The organism is Actimicrobium sp. CCI2.3 (assembly GCF_035019065.1).
Taxonomy (GTDB): Bacteria; Pseudomonadota; Gammaproteobacteria; order Burkholderiales; family Burkholderiaceae_D; genus Actimicrobium.
In genome coordinates, this window is sequence record NZ_JASJWR010000002.1 from 94,150 (window position 1) to 113,763 (window position 19,614).

Sequence of the window (19,614 nt, forward strand, 5' to 3'; positions counted from 1 at the left end):
TTCCTGATGGTCAATTCTCCTTTTTTTGTGGCAACGTCATGATGCGCCGGTTGGTTCTGGTGCTGGGCGATCAGCTTTCTCTGGATAACCCGGCATTGGCAGATTTTGATCCGCAGCGCGATGTGGTGGTGATGATCGAGGCCGCGAGCGAGGGCATGGCGGTGTGGTCGCACAAGGCGCGCATTACGCTGTTCCTGTCGGCGATGCGGCATTTTGCGCTGGCGCTGGGCGAACGTGGCTGGCCCTTCATTTACGTGAAGCTCGATGACCCGCTTCCGGGCGATTTTGCGGCGCGTCTTGGTGCCGTGCTGGCCGAACATCAGCCACTGGCGTTGTACGTGGCCGACCCCGGCGAATGGCGCATGCAGCAATTGCTGGAGCAGGTTTGCGAGACGTCGCAGACACCGTTACGCGTCATCGACGATACCCATTTCCTGTGCAGCCGCAGCGAATTCGCGACCTGGGCCAAAGGCAAAAAAGAACTGCGCATGGAGTTCTTTTACCGTGTGATGCGCAAGAAGCACCGGGTCCTGATGGACGGCGAGCAGCCCGAGGGCGGCGAGTGGAATTACGATGCCGAAAACCGCAGCGCTTTTCCGAAGCGCACCGGTCCCGGCGTGATTCCGCCGCCGGCCCGTTTTGCGCCGGATGCGATCACCAATGAAGTCATCGCGCTGGTCGAGGCCGAGTTCACGGATCATCCGGGCAGCACCGATCACTTCATCTGGCCGGTCAACCGGGCCCAGGCCTTGCAGGCGCTCGACGCGTTCATCGCAACCCGACTGGTCGGCTTCGGAACGTATCAGGATGCGATGTGGACTGACACGCCGTTCGGCTGGCACGCGCTGCTGTCGACTAGCCTGAACCTGCATTTGCTGTCACCGGCCGAAGTGATTGCCGCGGCCGAAGCGGCTTATCGCAACGGTACCGCCGCCCTTGCCAGTGCCGAAGGCTTCATTCGCCAGGTGCTCGGCTGGCGTGAATTCATTCGCGGTGTCTATTGGCTCGACATGCCTGGCATGAAGTCGGCCAATCACTACGATCACCAACGCGCGCTGCCGCGCTTTTACTGGACCGGCGACACCGGCATGGCCTGCATGAAGGCGGCCATCGGTCAGACACTGGAACATGGTTATGCCCATCACATCCAGCGTCTGATGGTGACCGGGAATTTCGCGCTGCTGGCTGAATTGTCTCCGCAACAGGTCAGCGACTGGTATCTGGCGGTCTATGTCGATGCAGTCGAGTGGGTCGAATTGCCCAACGTGGCGGGGATGGCACTGCATGCACTTGGCAACCGGTTCACCAGCAAGCCGTATATTTCGAGCGGTGCCTATATCAAACGCCAGAGCAATTACTGCAGCGGCTGCCGGTACGATCCGGCCGAGCGTCTCGGTGCACGTGCCTGTCCGTTCACGACGCTGTACTGGAATTTCATTGACAAGCATGAAGCGACATTGGTCGGCAATCCGCGAACGGCGCTGATGGCAAAAAACATTACGCGGTTGTCGAGCGAGGAGCGTGCCGATATTCGTGTTCTGGCCGCCGATATGCTGGATCGGATCGACAGGTTGTGAGATCCGGGCGACGGTGAGTTTAGGTAGTCCGAGAGGACTTCTGGTACGCGCTGCGCTGCGCTTGCCGCAGGCGCATTTGTTGGTAGAATCAAGCAGTTACTTTATCTTTATTAAGGCACTTATGTTGTACCCAGAATTGTTTAAATCGCTTGAGCAAGTCCGCTGGAACATGGATACCGACATTCCCTGGGACCAGTTTGATGCATCGAAACTGACGGACGAGCAGGCCCAGACGATCCGTATGAATGCGATCACCGAGTGGTCCGCGTTGCCTGCTACCGAAATGTTCTTGCGTGACAATCGCGGCGACAGTGACTTTTCTGCCTTCATGTCGGTCTGGTTTTTTGAAGAACAAAAGCATTCCTTGGTCTTGATGGAGTATCTGCGTCGCTTCCGTCCGGAATTCGTGCCGACCGAAGCCGAGCTCGACAAGGTCCGCTTTGAATTCGATCCGGCTCCGGCACTCGAAACGCTGATGATGCATTTCTGCGGCGAGATCCGTCTCAATCACTGGTACCGCTGCGCTTCCGAGTGGCACTCCGAGCCAGTCATCAAGCAAATCTACAAGATCATCAGCCAGGATGAAGCACGTCACGGTGGTGCCTATCTGCGCTACATGAAAAAAGCACTCGGTGTTTCCGGTGATTCGGCACGCGCTGCGTTTGCCAAAATTGGCGTGCTGATGGCGTCGGCCCGGCGTACCGAAAAACCATTGCATCCAACTAACTTGCACGTGAACCAATCGCTGTTTCCGAACGACACAGTGCAGTCACGCTTGCCGGACCCGGAGTGGCTCGAGCACTGGCTCGATGGCCAGATCAAGTTTGACGGCGAGTGGGAAAAGAAAGTCGTTGATCGCATCCTGCACAATATGTCGCTGTTGTTCGAGCGCAGTTTTACGACCGTGCAGGAGCTCAATCGCTATCGCAAGGAAGTGATCAACCGGATGGCGCTGCCCGTTGCGACGGTGTGATGGCTGGTGATGCCAACTCGCGAAGTCAATTCGTGAGGTGAGTTTGTACCGTAAGCTGGTAAAGCAAGTTTGTAATGCAGCAAAGAGCCGCCAGAATTTTCTTGCGGCTTTTTTAATCCTGACAGGAGATTTGCCATGTCCGATTTCGAGCACAAGATTTGCCGTCGTACCGAGTTGGCTTCGCGCATTGCACATCTTCCGCAGCCTGTCGTGATGACCAATGGCGTCTTCGATATCCTGCACCGCGGTCACGTCACTTATCTGGCACAGGCCCGAGCACTCGGTGCCTCTCTGGTAGTCGCCGTCAATACCGATGCGTCAGTCAAGCGCCTCGGTAAAGGCAGCGACCGGCCGCTCAATCATTGCCCTGACCGGATGGCGGTGATTGCGGCGCTTGAGTCAGTCAGTCTGGTGGTGGCGTTCGATGAAGATACGGCGCTCGAAGTCGTGCGTGAAGCGCATCCGGGCATCTACGCCAAAGGTGGCGACTATGAGATGGAGGCGATTCCGGAAGGGCAGGAAGTCCTGAGCTACGGCGGCAAGGCCATCGCCATCGATTTCAAGCACGACCGTTCAACAACGCAATTATTATCGAAGGTCAGGCAGTCCCCGGAAGAACTGTAGTGCTTAGTATGCTGTGGTGAGTGCGTCGATTTTGATCTGCACATCAACCACGCCGGCCCTGTCGAAAGTCAGTTGCAGCGGAACGGCCTGGCCCTCTACCAGCGCTTGTTTCAGGCCGGTCAGCATCACGTGATAGCCGGCGCCGGGTGTCATCGTCAACGTGGTGTTGGCCGCAATTGCGACATCCGTCACTTCACGCATCTTCATGACATGGTCGGTCATCGACATCGTATGCAATTCGGCTGATGCCGCAATCGGTGTACTGATGCGCAACAGCTTGTCGGCGACAGCGCCGTTATTCTTGATGGTCAGGTAGACGGCTGCCGACGGTTGGCCCGGAGCCGATGCGCGTGCGAACGCGCGGCTGATGTCGATTGCCGGATCGGCAGCAAGGGCATTGCCTGAGAGAGCGGCTGCAGCGAGGAAAATCATGGTGGTCAGACGCATAGGGAGTCCTTGGGTTAAAAGGGTGGAGGGGGGCGCATCATGCGCCACCGGCATAGCCGTTCTGACGCCATGCTTCGTAGACGACGACGGCCACCGTGTTCGACAGGTTCAGACTGCGGTTGTCGGGCCGCATTGGCAGGCGGATGCGCTGATCCGGCGGGAAGGAAGCACGCAACGCCGGGTCGAGACCTTTGGTTTCGGAGCCGAACACGAATACATCGCCGGCGCGGAACTGGCCGTTGGCAAACGGTGCCGATCCGTGGGTGGTCAGCGCAAACATGCGCGCCGGATCCGGCTGCACGGTTGCCATGAAATGGGCCCAGTCGGGATGAACCTGCATCGTTGCGTAGTCATGATAGTCGAGGCCCGCACGGCGCATCTTGGCATCGTCGAGCGGAAAACCCAGTGGTTCGATCAGGTGCAATTGTGCGCCAGTGTTGGCACATAGCCGAATGATATTGCCGGTGTTGGGCGGGATTTCGGGTTCGACGAGTACGACATGAAACATGGAATCCTTGAGCTAAAAATTATCGGGGCAGCGTACGTGCAAACACCAGATTGGTGACCCGGCTCGCACCGCAGCGTTTCAGTGTCAACGCCAGTTCGTGCAGCGTCGCACCAGTGGTCATGACATCGTCGACCAGACCGATGTGCCGTCCTGTCACGCTCGTTACGGACGGTGGTGGCACGATGAATGCCGCCCGCATGTTCTGATGACGCTGGCGCGCCGGCATTGCTGCCTGAGCCTCGGTATCGCGCACCCTGATCAGCAGGCTCGGTAAAAGTGGAAGTGTAAGCGAACGCGCCAGTGGTCGGGCAATTTCAAGTGCCTGATTGTAGCCCCGCTCGATCAGTCGCTGCGATCCGAGTGGAACCGGGGCGAGGATATCCGGCCAGTTGCTGCGGTCGGGCGCAGCGACGATCATGGCCTCTTTAAGCAAGTTGCCAAACAGTGGGGCCAGTGGCAATGCGGCCCCGAATTTCAGGGCGAGCACCAACTGGTCGATCGGTGCCTGATAATCGGCGGCAACAATGGTCGCATCGAAAGCGGGCGGGTTACGCAGGCAAGCGCCACAGACCGGCGCAGCAGAGACCGGCAGCGCGCAGCGCTGGCAGCGTTGCGCCATGTGCCGGAAGAACTGCGACTTGCAGGGTTCGCACAGGATGCCCGGTGCGCTCAGTCCGCATAGCGCACAGTCAGACGGGAGCAGCGTTGACAGACTTGTCCGGCACGCTGCCAGTCGATGTCTCCAGTGCCATTTCATCGGAGCAAAGAAGGAACCGGACGTGTAGACTTCACCCTTATCAACTCTCCTATGGTCAGGAATTTTTTGTGACATCCGACTCGTCCGCAACCCAAAAAAATCAGAGCGCACCAATTGATCTCGATCGTGTCCGGCATCTGTTCGCGCGCCCGCAGCGCTTGACCGAGTCGGATTTTTTGCGTCGCGAAATCGCCGCGCGGATGCAGGAAAGGCTGGCGCTCGTCAGGCTGACTCCGCTGCGTGTGCTTGATGCCGGTTGCGGCGAGGGTGCCGACTTGTTGCCGCTGCAGAAGCGCTATCCAGCCGCACAGATTCTCGGGATCGATGCAGCCGCTGCGATGGTGCAGCAAGCGCGGATCACTCAGGGCGCAGCGTCGTCGGCGCTGAACAAATTGATGGCGCAATGGCTGCCTGTTCGTCACACCGGTGCAGCAATGCTGTGCGGTGATTTCGCCCGCTTGCCGGTTGCTCCGCAGTCGATTGATCTGGTGTGGTCGAATCTTGCGCTGCACTGGCATCCGTCGCCGGATCAGGTTTTTGCGGAATGGCGGCGTGTCTTGCGCGTCGACGGATTGCTGATGTTTTCGTGCTTCGGGCCCGATACGTTCAAGCAGTTGCGCAGTGCCTTTACCGCCGTTGATCCGAGTCCGCGCATCTTGCCCTTTGTGGACATGCATGACTTCGGTGACATGCTGGTCGAGGCCGGTTTCTCGACGCCGGTGATGGATATGGAGACGATTACGGTCACGTACCGATCGATCGACAAGCTGCTGGCCGAGGTGCGCGCATTGGGTGGTAACCCGCTGGATACGCGTACGCGCAGCCTGACGGGACGCCGGCGCTGGCAACAAATGAAAGACCAACTGGAGCAATTGCGTGCGCCAGACGGGACGATCGCGCTGACTTTCGAGGTGATCTACGGACATGCTTTCCGTCCGGCACCAAAAACTACGTCACGCGGTGAATCGATTGTGCGGCTGGATTTTCCGCCGCGAAAGTAAAAAAAGCGGACCGGAGAACGTCTCAAAGAATCGCTCCGGATGCAGGGCGTGGCGTGCCGGGAGCAGGGGATGCCACGGGCTGGCAGGGCGAAAGACGCGGTTATTCCGCTTGATACGAAGTCGAATTTCGACATATACTTCGACGGTTTTTCGCCGTGGCTGTTGAGTGCAATCATTAATTCAGGGTTGGAACCATGGCAGAACAACAGTGGATGCTGAAAAGAAATTGCTCGATCTCGCCGCGACAGCTGGCACGGTTTTACGCCAGCCTGTGTTTCGTGTCGCTGCTACTGGCGACAATTTTTACACTAGGCGGTGCCTGGCTGGTACTGGTTTTCTCGGTGGTTGAGTTATCTGCAGTCGGCGCAGCGTTTTTGTATTACGCACGCCATGCCTGCGACCGGGAATGTATCTGGTTGGCAGGTAATGACCTGGTGGTTGAACTGGTCGAGTCGGATCGCACACGCCAGCTCAGGTTTGACATCAGTACGCTTCGCATTGAAGCGCCCGGCTTGCCGAGCGCCTTGATACGAATCAGGTCGGGTAGTTCTCAGGTAGAAGTTGGGCGCTATTTGCCGTATTACAAGCGTCGTGAATTTGCTTCCGAGTTGAGGCAGTCGCTGATACGAACAGGTTGTAATTAATGGTGTCCTGCAGTCAAGACAGTCCACACCGTTCCGGTTGTGAGCACCCGCAAGACAGAATTATTAAAAATGGGTTGTTGAGGAAAACATGAGACAAGTGAAGCGCCTTCAATCGATGATGTTTGCAGCCACCATGGCGGCGAGCGGCCTGGCAAGTGCAGCGGAGGTTCAGGATATTCCTGGCGGCCCGGCTGTCCGCCAGCTCAATCTCCACCCCGGTGTCACCAAGATCGCCGAACAAATTTACTCGCTGCACACCTTCATGCTGATCATCTGTCTGGTGATTTTCGTGGCGGTATTCGGCGTGATGTTCTACTCCATCCTCAAGCATCGCAAGTCGCTGGGCCACAAGTCGGCCACCTTCCATGAAAGTACCGCTGTCGAAATCGCCTGGACCATCGTGCCATTCGTCATCGTCATCGCGATGGCACTGCCGGCTACCCGCACGGTGGTCGCGATGAAGGATACCTCGAATGCCGACATCACGATCAAGGCGACCGGGATGCAGTGGAAATGGGGTTATGACTACCTCAAGGGCGAAGGCGAAGGCATTGCTTTCCTGTCGAACCTGTCGACACCGCGCAGCCAGATTGGCGCGCCTGGCGTTGCACCGACCGAGGCACGTGGCAATAATTACCTGCTTGAAGTCGACAACGAAATGGTCGTACCGGTCGGCCGCAAGATTCGTATCATCACCACCGCCAATGACGTGATCCATGCCTGGGGCATGCCGATGCTGGGCGTCCAGCAGGATGCGATTCCGGGCTTTGTGCGCGATGCCTGGTTCAAGGCAGAACAAACGGGTACCTTCCGCGGTCAGTGCGACAAGCTGTGCGGTGCCGAGCATGCGTACATGCCGATTGTCGTCAGAGCCGTGTCCGATGCCGACTATAAAATCTGGGTTGACGGCAAGAAAAAAGAAATGTCCGCACTGGCCGATGATCCGAACAAGATCTACACCGTCGATGAGCTCAAGCAGCGCGGCGAAAAAGTCTACACAACGAATTGCGTAGCCTGCCATCAGGCGACCGGCAAAGGCGTACCGGGCGCGTTCCCTGCACTCGACGGTTCGGCAGTAGTGAATGGTGCGAAAGCCGATCAGATTCATCTTTTGTTGAACGGCAAAAATGCGATGCCGTCCTGGAAAACGCTGTCCGATACGGACATCGCCGCAGTAATTACTTATACCCGGAACAGCTGGTCGAACAAGGCTGCCGAAAATATTGTCCAACCAGCCGAAGTTCTGGCTGCGCGCAAATAACTGACTCCAGGAGATTGAGATGAGCGCTACCACAATCGATCACGCACACGATCACGCCCACGGGGACGATCACGGCCACGACGACCACCCGCAAGGCTGGCGTCGCTGGTTGTACGCCACGAACCACAAAGACATCGGCAGTCTGTATTTGTGGTTCTCTTTCATCATGTTCCTGTCCGGCGGCGTCATGGCGCTGGTCATTCGTGCTGAGCTGTTTCAGCCGGGCTTGCAGCTGGTGCGGCCGGAATTCTTCAACCAGATGACCACGATGCACGGACTGGTGATGGTGTTCGGCGCGATCATGCCGGCCTTCGTTGGCTTCGCGAACTGGATGATTCCATTGCAGATCGGTGCCGCCGACATGGCGTTTGCCCGGATGAATAACTTCAGCTTCTGGTTGCTGCCGGTTGCAGCGCTGCTGTTGATGGGCTCGTTCTTTGTTCCGGGCGGTGCGGTTGCTGCCGGCTGGACACTGTACGCACCGCTGTCGACGCAGATGGGACCTGGCATGGACATGGCGATTTTCGCGATCCACATCATGGGCGCCTCGTCGATCATGGGTTCGATCAACATCATCACCACGATTCTGAACATGCGCACTCCTGGCATGACGCTGATGAAGATGCCAATGTTCTGCTGGACCTGGTTGATCACGGCTTACTTGCTGATCGCCGTGATGCCAGTGCTCGCCGGTGCCATCACGATGACGCTGACGGACCGCCATTTCGGTACCTCGTTCTTTAACGCTGCCGGTGGTGGTGACCCGGTCATGTACCAGCATATCTTCTGGTTCTTCGGTCACCCTGAGGTGTACATCATGATTTTGCCGGCCTTCGGCATCATCTCGCAGATCATTCCGACGTTCGCACGCAAGCAATTGTTCGGTTACGCGTCGATGGTCTATGCCACCGCATCCATCGCGATCCTGTCGTTCATGGTGTGGGCGCATCACATGTTCACCTCCGGCATGCCGGTCACAGGCCAGCTGTTCTTCATGTACGCCACGATGCTCATTGCGGTACCGACAGGCGTGAAGATTTTTAACTGGATTGCCACGATGTGGCGCGGTTCGATGTCGTTTGAAACACCGATGCTGTTTGCGATCGGCTTCATCTTCGTGTTCACGCTGGGTGGCTTCACCGGTCTGATCCTGGCCGTCACGCCGATCGACATCGCCGTGCATGATACGTACTACGTGGTCGCTCACTTCCACTATGTACTGGTGGCCGGTTCGCTGTTTGCCCTGTTTGCAGGCTTCTACTACTGGGGTCCAAAGTGGACGGGCTACATGTACAAGGAATCGCGCGGCAAGTTCCACTTCTGGGCATCGCTGATCACTTTCAACATTACGTTCTTCCCGATGCACTTCCTGGGTCTGGCCGGCATGCCGCGTCGTATCGCGGACTATCCGGCGCAGTTCACTGACTTCAACATGCTGGCTTCGATAGGCGCAGCCGGTTTCGCGGCATCGCAGCTGTACTTCCTGTTCATGGTGGTACTGCCTTCGATACGCGGCGGTGAAAAAGCCCTGGCCAAGCCATGGGATGGTGCAGAAGGTCTGGAATGGACAGTGCCAAGTCCGGCACCGTTCCATACATTTGAAGTTGCTCCGGTTTTCAAAGGCTGATGAGAGGGCGGGCTTCGGCCCGCCTTTCAACGACATTTATGGCTACTCCAAACAAACCAAGTAATTTGCGCACTGCGCTGGTTCTTGCCTCGATCGCCGTCATGTTTTTTGCCGGTGTCGTGGTCAAGCACGTCTGGTTCGGTTGACGTGACGACGCCGGAACCAGTCGAGACAGAAGAGAGTTACAAACGCTACGCAAAAAAAATCAATGGCCTGATGCTGGGCAAGTTGATGGTGATTGCCGTGCTGATGTTCGGTTTCGGGTACGGACTGGTGCCGCTGTATAAAAAGATATGCGAGCTGACTGGCTCGAATGTGTTGAGTACGCAGGAGTCCAGTGCTGCGACGGCAGTGCGTAACACGCAGGTGGATACCTCGCGGTATGTGACGGTCGAGTTTGACGCCAATGCGCAGGGGCCCTGGCGTTTCCGGCCGACGGTCAACAGCGTGCGGGTGCATCCGGGCGAGATGGCGAACGTCGTGTATGAAGTCGTGAACAAGGAAGCGCGCGCGATCAATGCGCAGGCCATACCGAGTTATGCACCGCAGGAAGCGGCGAGTTACTTCAAGAAGGTCGAGTGTTTTTGTTTCAAGCAGCAAACGCTGGGTCCGAACGAAGCACGGCAAATGCCGGTCGCGTTTTATGTGGATCCCAATTTGCCGAAAAACGTAACGACGATTACCTTGTCCTATACGTTTTTTGAGGTGGGCTTGCCAGCCAAGACGGCAAGCAATTAGGAAGGCGGTCGGTGACATGCAGGACAAGAATAAAGCAGCAAACAAAAAAATCTCATTTTTTGGCACGATGAAAGCCGTATTCTGGTCTTTTATCGGGTTAGGTAAAGGCAAGCAATCCGTCAATGACGGCGAGAACTTCAATCCGGTTCACGTGGTCATCGCCGGCGTACTTGGTGCGCTGATCCTGATCACGGTATTGATCATCATCGTCAAAATAGTGCTGTCAAAAGTCATAATTTAAATTTGGTTCAGGAGATGTGAATGAGTGCTCAACAAGCTGGCGCGTCAAGTTATTTCATACCGGGTCCTTCCGCATGGCCCGTGATGGCAGGTGCCGCGTTGCTGGTGACCATGCTCGGTGCTTCCGGCTGGGTCAACGGGACTTCCTGGGGCATGCCGGTCAACATGATCGGGTTGCTCTCTGTAATAGTCGTGCTGTACAAATGGTTTGGTGATGCGATCGCCGAATCCGAGGGCGGCAAATACAGCGCGCGAATTGACGTGTCTTATCGCTGGAGCATGGCCTGGTTTATTTTTTCCGAGGTGATGTTTTTTGCCGGCTTTTTTGGCGCGCTGTTTTATGCCCGCAGCATAACGATGCCCTGGTTGTCCGATCTGGACCATAAAGTGCTGTGGCCTGACTTTGCAGGGCAATGGGGCAGTATCGGCCCGGCGGGTACCGTTGAGTCGTTCACTACCATGGGCCCATTCCCGATCCCGACAATTAACACGGCACTGCTGCTCACATCCGGTGTGACGCTGACCTTGTCGCATCACGCGATTCGCCTCGGCCATCGCATGCAAACTGCTGCGTGGTTGTTCGCAACAATCATGCTGGGTGCCGTATTCATGGGTTTTCAGGTTTATGAATACATGCATGCGTATTCGGAACTGAACCTGAAACTGACGTCCGGCATTTACGGTTCGACGTTCTTCATGCTGACCGGCTTCCATGGTTTTCACGTAACGCTCGGCGCGATCATGCTGTCCGTGATCCTGTATCGTGTGCTCAAAGGACACTTCACTGCCGACCAGCATTTTGGCTTTGAAGGTGCAGCGTGGTACTGGCACTTTGTCGACGTGGTCTGGCTCGGCTTGTATGTCGTGGTGTACTGGCTGTAACGCCATTGCCGATATTTCCCGGCCGTAAAAAAGCCGCACCTCGGTGCGGCTTTTTTACGGATGGCGCAAGCCGGCAAGTATCAGTGAATTCCGGTAGGCTGTATCCAACCCAGTTTGTAAGAGACCAGTAGCAAGACAAACATGGCGATCGAAAATCCGACCCGCATTGCCAGTGCATAAACGGTTCGGTTAGTTTTGCCCTTGTCCTTCATCAGGAATACGAATGCCGAGCCGAGGCTGCCGATGATGAGGATGAAGCCAATGGCGATGAGAATTTTCATGGAATGCAATCGTGCCGTTCCGGTACCCGCTTCCGACTGCGCAAAAACGCATGCAGAGCACCAAATAGTGGCCTGTGTTAAAAATTGATTGTAATGCGAATCCGATTCCACTTCCGCTTAATTCCCTTTGTCGCTGCCGCGTTGCTCGTGTTGCTAGGTGTCGTCCTCGCCCAATGGCAAACCCGTCGCGCCGCTGAAAAGCAGTCCATCGAGACGCAGCTGACGGCCCGTGCCTTGGCTCCGGTGATCACTCTCGGCACGTTGCCAGTGCAGGCCGACGAGCTTGAATACCGCCGCGTCAGCGTGCGCGGTCAGTTCGTCAGTGACTGGCCGGTCTATCTCGATAATCGGCCGCAAGATGGTCGTCCCGGGTTCTATGTCGTGATGCCATTTCGGATCGCAGGCAGCACCACGCATGTGCTGGTTGAGCGTGGCTGGATCGGGCTCAACAAGGCAAATCGGGCCATAATGCTGCCTTACCAGACCCCGACCGGCGAGCTTGAGATCAGTGGTACCGCGCGTCTCCATGCCGGTCGCGTGATGCAGTTGGGCAGTGCGGCTGAACTCAAGCCCGGCGCGCTATTACAGAACCTCGAGATAAGTGATTTGGCCAGGGCATCGAATCTGGCCATGCAACCGATATTGATCGAGCAGGCGACTACGCCCGACGTTGCGCAAGATGGCCTCATCCGTGACTGGCCAAAACCGTCAAATGGTATCGACATGCATCGCGGTTATGCATTCCAGTGGTATGCACTGGCTGTGATGGCTTTTCTTTTTTTTGTACTGACAGGATTCAGACGTGAACCAGACTGACCAAACCCCCACCCCTGCCGTGCCACCCATCAATCGTCAAGCATCGGGCCGCTGGAAACTGTTCGCCATCATCGGGGTCTGCGCCTTCCCGCTGGTCGCGTCGTATTTCACGTATTACGTGATCAAGCCTCAGGCACGCACCAACTATGGTGACTTCATCGATTACGTGACACATCCGATTCCGGCCGATCTGAACACCACGACGCTGGATGGCACACCGATGGAGCTGAAAGCGCTTGAGGGGAAGTGGATCATGCTGACGGTGGATGGTGGCGCTTGTGCCGACGCTTGCAGCAAGAAACTCTATGACATCCGCCAACTGAGAGTGGCGCAAGGGCGCGAGCGCGACCGGATTGAACGCGTCTGGCTGATTACCGACAAGGTGCCACTGGAAACGCTATTGATTCGTGAGTTCGACGGCACAGTCATGCTGCGATCGCGGGCTGATGCCGTGACCAGGTGGCTGCCAGCAGAAACCGGTGCCACGGCCGCCGATCACATTTACCTGATCGACCCGCTTGGCCGGTTGATGATGCGCTTTCCGAAAGATCGTGATCCCAACCTGATCAAGAAAGATCTTGGCAAGTTGCTCAAAGCTTCCAGTATAGGATAACGGGCGATGCTGATTCAACTAGCCATCATGGGTGTACTGGCAGCACTGTTGCCGCTGTCAATTGTCTGGGTGTCGGCCGATGCCGATAAATACCGCAAGCTGTCATGGGTCACACTGTTCCTGACTTTCGACCTGATCATTTTTGGCGGATTTACGCGCCTGACTGACTCCGGACTGGGTTGCCCTGACTGGCCCGGATGCTACGGGCACGCCAATCCGCTGCAGGCCCATGCCATGATCAGCGCGGCACAGACCGCCATGCCGGACGGTCCGGTAACAATTTTCAAAGCCTGGATCGAAATGACGCATCGTTACCTGGCCATGGGTGTCGGTGTCCTGATCGTGTCGCTGATGATGATTGCGTGGATCCGCTGGCTGAAGTCGGCGCGCAGCGACCAGCGGTTCTCACCGACGATGCCGACGCTGCTGTTTCTGTTCGTTTGCATGCAGGGCGCATTCGGCGCTTTTACGGTGACGATGAAGCTGCAACCGATCATCGTCACAGGACATCTGTTACTCGGGCTCGGGCTGTTGTCGATGCTGACCTGGCTCAATGCCCGCCAGCGTGCTCACCCTCCGGTCGCCATGCAGGCGTCCAGCCTGCGGTTACCGGTGCTGGTTGCCTCAGCACTGTTGCTGGTGCAATTGGCACTTGGTGGGTGGGTCAGTACCAATTATGCGGCGCTGGCGTGTACCGAGTTTCCACTGTGTCATGGGCACTGGTGGCCTGACATGGATTTCGAAAACGGCTTTGCGCTGTGGCGTAAACTGGGCATGACGGTCGATGGGGAGTTCCTGCCATTTCCGGCGCTGACAGCGATTCATTTCGTCCATCGCAGCTTTGCCTTCGTGGTGTTTGCGGTGCTTGGCTGGGTTGCCTGGCGCGCATCACGGATTGACGGGTTGCAGACGATAGGACGGGCAGTGCTGGCAGCGCTGGCCTTGCAACTGTGCACCGGGCTGGCTACCGTCTATTTCAACTGGCCGTTGGCGATCGCTGTCATGCACAATGCGGGCGCGGCATTACTGGTGCTGTTAGTGACCATGTTAAACTACAAAATCCGACTGGCGCATCAAGGCGCGCCAGCTTTTGCCACTCGCACGCCGTCGGCGTCCTGACAATTCCCCCAGACTCTCGCTGAATGACCACGCTGACTTCTTCTACGCCAAACCGATTTTCCCAGTACTGGGCGCTGACCAAACCACGAGTAACGCAGTTGGCGGTATTTTGCGCCGTCATCGGCATGTTTCTCGCGACGCCGGAGCTACCTGACTGGCGCATCGCTTTGCCTGCGACGATTGGTATCTGGTTGCTGGCCGGCGCTGCCTTCGCGGTCAACTGCCTCGTTGAGCGAGAGATCGACGCACGCATGGCGCGTACCGCACGGCGACCGATGGCGCGTGGTGACATTACGGTGCCGCAAACACTGGTTTTTTCCGGCGTGATCGGCGGTGCCGGCACCTGGACGCTGTACTACTTCGTCAATCCGCTGACCATGTGGCTGACCTTCGCCACCTTCGTCGGTTACGCGATTATTTATACGATTATCCTCAAGCCCGCGACCCCGCAGAACATCGTCATCGGCGGCTTGGCCGGCGCCATGCCACCGGCCCTCGGTTGGGCCGCGATCGCCAATGATGTGCCGATGCAGGCCTGGATTCTGGTGCTGATTATCTTCATCTGGACCCCACCGCATTTCTGGTCGCTGGCATTGTATCGGCGCGATGACTATGCCAAGTCCGGTTTGCCGATGCTGCCGATTACCCACGGGATGGTATTCACGCAGTTCCATATCTGGTTGTACACAATTGCATTGGTCGCAACCACTTTCCTGCCGTACGCGGTGAACATGAGTGGTCTGATCTATCTGGTCAGCGTGATTTTGCTGGACATTGTTTTTATGTGGTACGCCTGGCAGGTCTACAAACATTACACGGACCAGGTTTCCCGCAAGATGTTTGCCTATTCGATTCTGTACCTCGGATTGCTGTTTGCCGCGTTGCTAGTCGATCACTACTATAAGATTTGAACCTCATGCGCCTGATTCCTAGTCTTCTGCTACTCCTTTCCCTGACCGTCCTCGCCGGTTGCGAACAAAAGCAGTCCAGTGTCGGGGACATGAAATTTTCACCGGTTGATAGCCAGTTCAAGAATACCGATGTGACCGGTTTGCAATACGCGAAAGATTTTGCGTTGACCGATCACAATGGCAAGCCACGCACGCTGGCTGATTTCAAGGGCAAGGCCGTCCTGATATTTTTTGGTTATACGCAGTGCCCGGACGTTTGTCCGACCACGATGGCTGAAATGGCTGCCGTGATGAAAGAACTGGGTCCGCAAGCCGACAAGGTTCAGGTGTTGTTCGTGACGCTCGATCCTGAACGCGACACTGCAGAGTTGCTGTCCAAGTACGTACCTGCTTTTGATCCTCGTTTCCTCGGCCTGTACGGAGACATGGCGGCAACCGCTGCCGTAGCGAAGGAATTCAAGATCTTTTATCAAAAAGTCGACGGTAAATCTGCCGGTAGTTACACCATTGATCATACGGCGGGCAGCTACGTCTTTGATCCGCAAGGCCGGGTGCGGTTATTCGTCAAGCACGGTCAGGGTGCGGCACCGATTGCGCATGATATCAAGCTGCTATTGGACCAATCATAAAAAAAGGGCGCTTCCAAAAGCGCCCTTTTTTACTGGACAAGCCTGCTTTACGCGAAGGCGGCCAGCGTGCCTTTCATCTTCTTCAATGCAACGGCTTCGATCTGACGAATCCGCTCGGCCGATACGCCAAACTCCTTGGCAAGCTCATGCAGCGTCGCACCTGAACCATCGTCATTGGCGAGCCATCTTGCTTCGACAATACGACGCGAGCGTTCATCGAGCTTGTTCAGTGCTTGCGACAAGCCATCACTTTGTAGCCGGTCATATTGCTGCGCTTCCAGCACGTTGGTTGGTTCATTGCGGTCAGAAGACAGATAGGCGATCGGTGCGAACTTGTCATCTTCGTCATCCGTTGGCGCTTCCAGCGCGATGTCCCGGCCTGATAAACGGGTTTCCATCTCGATGACTTCTTCGCGCTTGACGTTGAGCGTCTGAGCCAATGCCTCGACCTGCGCTGGTGTCATCGAATCAAGACCTGTCTTGTGACTGCGCAAATTGAAAAATAATTTGCGCTGCGCCTTTGTCGTGGCGACTTTGACCAGGCGCCAGTTCTTCAGGATGTACTCGTGCATTTCAGCCTTGATCCAGTGCATTGCGTACGAGACTAATCGCACACCTTGATCAGGATCAAACCGTTTGACGGCTTTCATCAAGCCGATGTTACCTTCCTGAATAAGGTCAGCATGTGGCAAGCCGTAACCGAGGTAGCCGCGCGCAATCGAAACCACCAGACGCAAGTGCGATAGCACCATGCCTTGGGCTGCACCCAGATCGTTCTGGTCTCGCAGGCGGCGTGCCAGCGACATTTCTTCTTCGTGCGTGAGCATTGGCAAACGATTGACTGCCGAGATATAGGAATCGATATTGCCGAGGGTGCCGGTAAAACCGAGGGCCAGAGCGTTGCCTGGCGCGACCGTTGCGGTTTCAGTTGCTGTTGTTTTCATTAGTTCTCCTTGCTTCCTTAAGAGGAAAAGACCAGTTATCGAGACAAACCGGCCGCTACACAGAGCATCTTAGCACTCTGACAGGATGAGTGCTAATGGCTATAGCGGAAGTTCCGGATAGTGTCAGGCTATGGAGTGACGTCAGGTTGTGCCGTTTGTCGTTCACGGATTTGAACAGATTGAGGCAATGAAGTTGCAATAGTCTTGTTGTCGAAATGTTGTCAGCGTGTATCAGGCGACGACAGATGTCGCGACACTGACAACACCGCACCTGCCACGCCGAGCAAGGCACCTAGTCCTAGCAACAGCGAGGAAGCGAGCGGACCCAGCGATACCAGCATGAATTCTGACGCATAAAGCCGGGCGAATTCGGCCACTGCTGCATTAATTGGCCGCAACACCAATGCCACTGACGCCATGGCAAGGCCCGCAGCAAAGAAGCCGAGCAAGGCACCGGTGTAATAGAACGGACGATAAATGAAAGAGTCGGTGGCGCCAACTAACTGCGATACAGAAATTTCATCGCGTTGCGTCAACACTTGCAGACGAATCGTATTGAAAACCACCGTCACCACGACGATGCCGAGTGTACTGGCCAGGATCACGAGTACGACACTCAGCAAGTGGACCAGTGCCGACAGACGCTTGATCCAGGCCGAGTCGACCTGGACATGCTCTACGCCAGCCAGTTTCTGCAGGCTGGCCGCGACGGTATCGATCGCACCGGCATCAACGGCATTGTCAAAGCTTGGCAGCTTGATCAGATAGCCGTCTGGTAGCGGGTTGGTACCCAGTATGTCCACCGACTCGGAAAAGCCAGATTGCTGCTTGAGCATGTCGAGGGCTTTTTCGCGCGGCAGGAACTCGACTTTACCGGGATGCTTGCTCTCTTCCAGAACCCGGCGAATCGTCTTGCCGAGCGCGAGTGCGTCATCGCGTGACACGGCCATGTCAATGAAGACACTGATTTCCGGTTCGACCACCAGTTGCCCGGACATTGGCCGAAGATTTTCCAGCACGGTCAGGCCGGTCAGTGGCAGGGCGAAGGCGATCGCAATGACCACGGCATTGATCAGGAAGCTCGCTGGCGCTGCAACCGCGTTGCGGTACGCCTGACGTAATGCGTAGCCGTGTTGCCTCAGCCAGGTATTCATGCGGTGGTCCTTGCTGGCCAGCTATCAACCAGCTGGCCTTGTTTCAGATAAATGACGCGGGCTGCGGTACCAAGAATTTGTTCATCGTGCGATGAGATGACACAAGTCACCCCGGCACCATGAAATGACTTCAGCGCGTCGAGTACCTGGTTGGCGCTGTCGCGGTCAAGGTTGGCGGTGGGTTCGTCAGCCAGGATGATTTGCGGCCGGTTGACGATGGCGCGGGCAATGGTCACGCGTTGCTGTTCACCGCCCGACAGCGACAGCGGGGCGGCCAGTGCCTTGTCCAGCAAGCCGACCCGTTCCAGTGCGGCACTGGCACGCCTTGTTGCATCGGCGCGGCTTGCACCACAGACAAGCAGCGGTAGCATTACATTGGCCAGTACGGTGCGGTCGGGTAACAGGCGCTGCTGTTGCAGGATCAATCCCAGATTACGTCGCAGGTAGGGCAGGCCGGCACGACTGAGTTTTCCGATATCCTGGCCGTGCACGCTCACCTTGCCGCTGCTTGGCCGCTCGATTGCGGCGATCAATTTGAGTAACGTCGATTTGCCTGCTCCGGAGGGACCGGCGAGGAACACCATCTCGCCATCGGCGATGTCGAGCGTGATGTCGGACAGCGCGACCGCGTTACCGGGATAGTGTTTGGAAACCTGTTGAAATTCGATCATGGGAGCAGAAAGGGTGGCCTTAGTCAGTTGCTTCGCCTAGCAGGGCGGTGACGAATTCATCAGCGTTAAACGGTTGCAGGTCTTCAATTTGTTCGCCGACGCCAATGAAGTACACCGGTATCGGCCGGGTTCGGGCGATCGCAGCCAATACGCCACCCTTGGCCGTGCCATCGAGTTTGGTGACGACCAGACCGGTCAAGCCGAGTGCGTCATCGAAGGCCTTGACTTGCATCAGTGCGTTCTGGCCGGTATTGCCATCGATGACCAGCAAAATTTCATGTGGTGCGCTCGGCATGGCTTTGGCGATCACGCGTTTGATTTTTTTGAGCTCTTCCATCAGGTGCAACTGGGTAGGCAGCCGGCCTGCGGTATCGATCATCACTACATTGGTCTTTTTCGCCTGGGCCGAGTGCACCGCGTCAAATGCCACCGCTGCCGGATCACCTGACTCCTGGGCGATCACCGCGACATTGTTGCGCTCGCCCCAGATCGTCAGTTGCTCGCGTGCTGCTGCGCGAAACGTGTCACCGGCAGCCAGCAACACGGACTGGTTGTTGGCTTGCAGGTGCTTGGCCAGTTTGCCGATGGTGGTCGTTTTGCCGGCACCATTGACGCCGGTAATCATCATCACCATGGGTTGATGCCGGCCCAGTTCCAGTGGTTTCTGTAATGGACTAAGCAAGGCAATCAGCAGTTTGCGCAATGCCGACTTGACTTGCGTGGCTTCGGTCAATTTCTCGTCTTTGACGCGACGCTTCAGTTCCGACAAAAGAAAGTGCGTCGCGTCGACACCGGCATCGGCCATCAGGAGGGCCGCTTCGAGTTCCTCGTACAAGTCGTCATCAATGCGCGCACCGATAAACAGCGTCGTCAAATTCGCCGATGTTTTTGACAACCCTGATTTCAGTCGTGCCAGCCAGGAGCGCTTGACTTCGGCTGGTGGTGTCGGTGGAACGGGTATTTCTGTCGGCGTGGACGGAGCGGCGATCTCCGTGAGAGGCACCCTGTCCGGCAAGGCTGCAGGTACGGGCGCGAGCTCAGGCTCGGTCTTTGGTTTTTTTTTGAAGAAGCTGAACATCGGAGTGTGGTTGGAGGCTTCGCAGAACGGCTGCGCACGGAAAGCTGAGTCAGCAAGCATTCTAGCAGAGCGCAGCGCCACCAATTCTCCGTGGTTGTCGCAGCATCAATGATTTTGTG

25 protein-coding genes are annotated in these 19,614 nt (G+C 56.6%); 17 read left to right on the forward strand and 8 right to left on the reverse strand.

The genetic code is table 11. The features are described from left to right. The first annotated feature begins 38 nt into the window (after positions 1 to 38). The 3 genes from QN370_RS01710 (at position 39) to QN370_RS01720 (ending at position 3,174) form a co-directional block, all read left to right on the forward strand. Positions 39 to 1,577, forward strand: coding sequence for a cryptochrome/photolyase family protein (locus QN370_RS01710; RefSeq protein WP_322128918.1), 1,539 nt, complete (start codon positions 39 to 41; stop codon positions 1,575 to 1,577). A 121-nt stretch (positions 1,578 to 1,698) separates the two neighbouring features. Further along, positions 1,699 to 2,550, forward strand: coding sequence for a ferritin-like domain-containing protein (locus QN370_RS01715; RefSeq protein WP_322128917.1), 852 nt, complete (start codon positions 1,699 to 1,701; stop codon positions 2,548 to 2,550). A 135-nt stretch (positions 2,551 to 2,685) separates the two neighbouring features. Further along, entirely contained in the window at positions 2,686 to 3,174 is a 489-nt protein-coding gene (locus QN370_RS01720) for an adenylyltransferase/cytidyltransferase family protein (protein ID WP_322128916.1), read from the forward strand. Between the two features lie 3 nt (positions 3,175 to 3,177). On the opposite strand, the gene QN370_RS01725 is transcribed toward QN370_RS01720, so the two are convergent. From QN370_RS01725 to QN370_RS01735, 3 genes are read right to left on the reverse strand one after another with little or no spacing between them, the layout of a single operon-like run. Continuing rightward, positions 3,178 to 3,621, reverse strand: a complete 444-nt coding sequence (locus QN370_RS01725) for a copper chaperone PCu(A)C (protein WP_322128915.1) — start codon at positions 3,619 to 3,621, stop codon at positions 3,178 to 3,180. 37 nt (positions 3,622 to 3,658) lie between these two features. After that, positions 3,659 to 4,129 carry a tRNA (uridine(34)/cytosine(34)/5-carboxymethylaminomethyluridine(34)-2'-O)-methyltransferase TrmL gene (gene trmL, locus QN370_RS01730; protein WP_322128914.1) on the reverse strand — a complete coding sequence of 157 codons (471 nt, stop codon included), beginning with the start codon at positions 4,127 to 4,129 and terminating at the stop codon, positions 3,659 to 3,661. A gap of 19 nt (positions 4,130 to 4,148) precedes the next feature. Beyond that, the gene (locus QN370_RS01735) at positions 4,149 to 4,961 is read right to left on the reverse strand and encodes a ComF family protein (RefSeq protein WP_322128913.1); all 813 of its coding nucleotides are present in this window, start codon (positions 4,959 to 4,961) and stop codon (positions 4,149 to 4,151) included. Between QN370_RS01735 and QN370_RS01740 the strand changes: the two genes are divergently transcribed. The 8 genes from QN370_RS01740 (at position 4,955) to QN370_RS01775 (ending at position 11,279) form a co-directional block, all read left to right on the forward strand. Beyond that, positions 4,955 to 5,887: a methyltransferase domain-containing protein gene (locus QN370_RS01740; protein ID WP_322128912.1), complete on the forward strand. Its 933-nt coding sequence runs from the start codon at positions 4,955 to 4,957 to the stop codon at positions 5,885 to 5,887. The two genes, QN370_RS01735 and QN370_RS01740, sit on opposite strands and share 7 nt — an antisense overlap. 194 nt (positions 5,888 to 6,081) lie before the next feature. Beyond that, positions 6,082 to 6,531, forward strand: a complete 450-nt coding sequence (locus QN370_RS01745; protein ID WP_322128911.1) for a DUF2244 domain-containing protein — start codon at positions 6,082 to 6,084, stop codon at positions 6,529 to 6,531. An 88-nt stretch (positions 6,532 to 6,619) separates the two neighbouring features. Next, positions 6,620 to 7,792 (forward strand): cytochrome c oxidase subunit II, encoded by a 1,173-nt coding sequence (coxB, locus tag QN370_RS01750; RefSeq protein ID WP_322128910.1) that lies wholly within the window; start codon positions 6,620 to 6,622, stop codon positions 7,790 to 7,792. Between the two features lie 19 nt (positions 7,793 to 7,811). Then, positions 7,812 to 9,419 carry a cytochrome c oxidase subunit I gene (ctaD, locus tag QN370_RS01755; protein ID WP_322128909.1) on the forward strand — a complete coding sequence of 536 codons (1,608 nt, stop codon included), beginning with the start codon at positions 7,812 to 7,814 and terminating at the stop codon, positions 9,417 to 9,419. A gap of 38 nt (positions 9,420 to 9,457) precedes the next feature. Continuing rightward, positions 9,458 to 9,565: a cytochrome oxidase small assembly protein gene (locus tag QN370_RS01760; RefSeq protein ID WP_322124172.1), complete on the forward strand. Its 108-nt coding sequence runs from the start codon at positions 9,458 to 9,460 to the stop codon at positions 9,563 to 9,565. A 1-nt stretch (position 9,566) separates the two neighbouring features. Beyond that, on the forward strand, positions 9,567 to 10,157 hold the full coding sequence (locus tag QN370_RS01765; protein ID WP_322128908.1) for a cytochrome c oxidase assembly protein: 591 nt from the start codon (positions 9,567 to 9,569) through the stop codon (positions 10,155 to 10,157). A 16-nt stretch (positions 10,158 to 10,173) separates the two neighbouring features. After that, entirely contained in the window at positions 10,174 to 10,398 is a 225-nt protein-coding gene (locus QN370_RS01770) for a DUF2970 domain-containing protein (protein WP_322128907.1), read from the forward strand. A gap of 20 nt (positions 10,399 to 10,418) precedes the next feature. Continuing rightward, positions 10,419 to 11,279, forward strand: a complete 861-nt coding sequence (locus tag QN370_RS01775; RefSeq protein WP_322128906.1) for a cytochrome c oxidase subunit 3 — start codon at positions 10,419 to 10,421, stop codon at positions 11,277 to 11,279. 80 nt (positions 11,280 to 11,359) lie between these two features. Here QN370_RS01775 and QN370_RS01780 read toward each other — a convergent pair whose 3' ends face one another. Continuing rightward, complete coding sequence (locus tag QN370_RS01780) at positions 11,360 to 11,560, reverse strand: twin transmembrane helix small protein (protein ID WP_322128905.1); 201 nt, start codon at positions 11,558 to 11,560, stop codon at positions 11,360 to 11,362. Between the two features lie 93 nt (positions 11,561 to 11,653). Here QN370_RS01780 and QN370_RS01785 point away from each other — a divergent pair, with 93 nt between their 5' ends. The 5 genes from QN370_RS01785 to QN370_RS01805 are packed head-to-tail and all read left to right on the forward strand — an operon-like array spanning position 11,654 to position 15,648. Beyond that, positions 11,654 to 12,376 (forward strand): SURF1 family protein, encoded by a 723-nt coding sequence (locus tag QN370_RS01785; protein WP_322128904.1) that lies wholly within the window; start codon positions 11,654 to 11,656, stop codon positions 12,374 to 12,376. Next, positions 12,363 to 12,989, forward strand: a complete 627-nt coding sequence (locus tag QN370_RS01790) for a cytochrome C oxidase subunit I (protein ID WP_322128903.1) — start codon at positions 12,363 to 12,365, stop codon at positions 12,987 to 12,989. The genes QN370_RS01785 and QN370_RS01790 overlap by 14 nt, the downstream gene beginning before the upstream one ends. A gap of 6 nt (positions 12,990 to 12,995) precedes the next feature. Then, a complete protein-coding gene (locus QN370_RS01795) occupies positions 12,996 to 14,108 on the forward strand; it encodes a COX15/CtaA family protein (RefSeq protein WP_322128902.1) in 1,113 nt (370 codons plus the stop codon). A 23-nt stretch (positions 14,109 to 14,131) separates the two neighbouring features. Beyond that, on the forward strand, positions 14,132 to 15,019 hold the full coding sequence (cyoE, locus tag QN370_RS01800) for a heme o synthase (RefSeq protein ID WP_322128901.1): 888 nt from the start codon (positions 14,132 to 14,134) through the stop codon (positions 15,017 to 15,019). Positions 15,020 to 15,024: 5 nt separating this feature from the next. Continuing rightward, a complete protein-coding gene (locus tag QN370_RS01805; protein WP_322128900.1) occupies positions 15,025 to 15,648 on the forward strand; it encodes an SCO family protein in 624 nt (207 codons plus the stop codon). 47 nt (positions 15,649 to 15,695) lie between these two features. Here the strand turns inward: QN370_RS01805 and rpoH are convergent, their stop codons facing one another. The 4 genes from rpoH to ftsY form a co-directional block, all read right to left on the reverse strand. Beyond that, the gene (rpoH, locus tag QN370_RS01810; protein ID WP_322128899.1) at positions 15,696 to 16,592 is read right to left on the reverse strand and encodes an RNA polymerase sigma factor RpoH; all 897 of its coding nucleotides are present in this window, start codon (positions 16,590 to 16,592) and stop codon (positions 15,696 to 15,698) included. Between the two features lie 221 nt (positions 16,593 to 16,813). After that, entirely contained in the window at positions 16,814 to 17,746 is a 933-nt protein-coding gene (locus QN370_RS01815) for a cell division protein FtsX (protein ID WP_322128898.1), read from the reverse strand. Then, positions 17,743 to 18,417 (reverse strand): cell division ATP-binding protein FtsE, encoded by a 675-nt coding sequence (locus QN370_RS01820; RefSeq protein ID WP_322128897.1) that lies wholly within the window; start codon positions 18,415 to 18,417, stop codon positions 17,743 to 17,745. Before QN370_RS01820 ends, QN370_RS01815 begins: the two co-directional genes overlap by 4 nt. A gap of 19 nt (positions 18,418 to 18,436) precedes the next feature. Beyond that, positions 18,437 to 19,378 (reverse strand): signal recognition particle-docking protein FtsY, encoded by a 942-nt coding sequence (gene ftsY, locus QN370_RS01825; protein WP_323581663.1) that lies wholly within the window; start codon positions 19,376 to 19,378, stop codon positions 18,437 to 18,439. Here ftsY and QN370_RS01830 point away from each other — a divergent pair. Continuing rightward, a complete protein-coding gene (locus QN370_RS01830) occupies positions 19,263 to 19,607 on the forward strand; it encodes a hypothetical protein (protein WP_323581664.1) in 345 nt (114 codons plus the stop codon). The two genes, ftsY and QN370_RS01830, sit on opposite strands and share 116 nt — an antisense overlap. Positions 19,608 to 19,614 lie beyond the last annotated feature (7 nt).

Excerpts from the sequence above, each read along its gene's own strand:
- QN370_RS01710 (WP_322128918.1), top strand. The coding sequence starts at position 39 with ATGATGCGCCGGTTGGTTCTGGTGCTGGGCGATCAGCTTTCTCTGGAT.
- QN370_RS01715 (WP_322128917.1), top strand. The coding sequence starts at position 1,699 with ATGTTGTACCCAGAATTGTTTAAATCGCTTGAGCAAGTCCGCTGGAAC.
- QN370_RS01720 (WP_322128916.1), top strand. The coding sequence starts at position 2,686 with ATGTCCGATTTCGAGCACAAGATTTGCCGTCGTACCGAGTTGGCTTCG.
- QN370_RS01725 (WP_322128915.1), bottom strand. The coding sequence starts at position 3,621 with ATGCGTCTGACCACCATGATTTTCCTCGCTGCAGCCGCTCTCTCAGGC.
- trmL (WP_322128914.1), bottom strand. The coding sequence starts at position 4,129 with ATGTTTCATGTCGTACTCGTCGAACCCGAAATCCCGCCCAACACCGGC.
- QN370_RS01735 (WP_322128913.1), bottom strand. The coding sequence starts at position 4,961 with ATGTCACAAAAAATTCCTGACCATAGGAGAGTTGATAAGGGTGAAGTC.
- QN370_RS01745 (WP_322128911.1), top strand. The coding sequence starts at position 6,082 with ATGGCAGAACAACAGTGGATGCTGAAAAGAAATTGCTCGATCTCGCCG.
- coxB (WP_322128910.1), top strand. The coding sequence starts at position 6,620 with ATGAGACAAGTGAAGCGCCTTCAATCGATGATGTTTGCAGCCACCATG.
- ctaD (WP_322128909.1), top strand. The coding sequence starts at position 7,812 with ATGAGCGCTACCACAATCGATCACGCACACGATCACGCCCACGGGGAC.
- QN370_RS01760 (WP_322124172.1), top strand. The coding sequence starts at position 9,458 with ATGGCTACTCCAAACAAACCAAGTAATTTGCGCACTGCGCTGGTTCTT.
- QN370_RS01770 (WP_322128907.1), top strand. The coding sequence starts at position 10,174 with ATGCAGGACAAGAATAAAGCAGCAAACAAAAAAATCTCATTTTTTGGC.
- QN370_RS01775 (WP_322128906.1), top strand. The coding sequence starts at position 10,419 with ATGAGTGCTCAACAAGCTGGCGCGTCAAGTTATTTCATACCGGGTCCT.
- QN370_RS01780 (WP_322128905.1), bottom strand. The coding sequence starts at position 11,560 with ATGAAAATTCTCATCGCCATTGGCTTCATCCTCATCATCGGCAGCCTC.
- QN370_RS01785 (WP_322128904.1), top strand. The coding sequence starts at position 11,654 with ATGCGAATCCGATTCCACTTCCGCTTAATTCCCTTTGTCGCTGCCGCG.
- QN370_RS01795 (WP_322128902.1), top strand. The coding sequence starts at position 12,996 with ATGCTGATTCAACTAGCCATCATGGGTGTACTGGCAGCACTGTTGCCG.
- cyoE (WP_322128901.1), top strand. The coding sequence starts at position 14,132 with ATGACCACGCTGACTTCTTCTACGCCAAACCGATTTTCCCAGTACTGG.
- QN370_RS01805 (WP_322128900.1), top strand. The coding sequence starts at position 15,025 with ATGCGCCTGATTCCTAGTCTTCTGCTACTCCTTTCCCTGACCGTCCTC.
- rpoH (WP_322128899.1), bottom strand. The coding sequence starts at position 16,592 with ATGAAAACAACAGCAACTGAAACCGCAACGGTCGCGCCAGGCAACGCT.
- QN370_RS01815 (WP_322128898.1), bottom strand. The coding sequence starts at position 17,746 with ATGAATACCTGGCTGAGGCAACACGGCTACGCATTACGTCAGGCGTAC.
- QN370_RS01820 (WP_322128897.1), bottom strand. The coding sequence starts at position 18,417 with ATGATCGAATTTCAACAGGTTTCCAAACACTATCCCGGTAACGCGGTC.
- QN370_RS01830 (WP_323581664.1), top strand. The coding sequence starts at position 19,263 with ATGCGCGCACCGATAAACAGCGTCGTCAAATTCGCCGATGTTTTTGAC.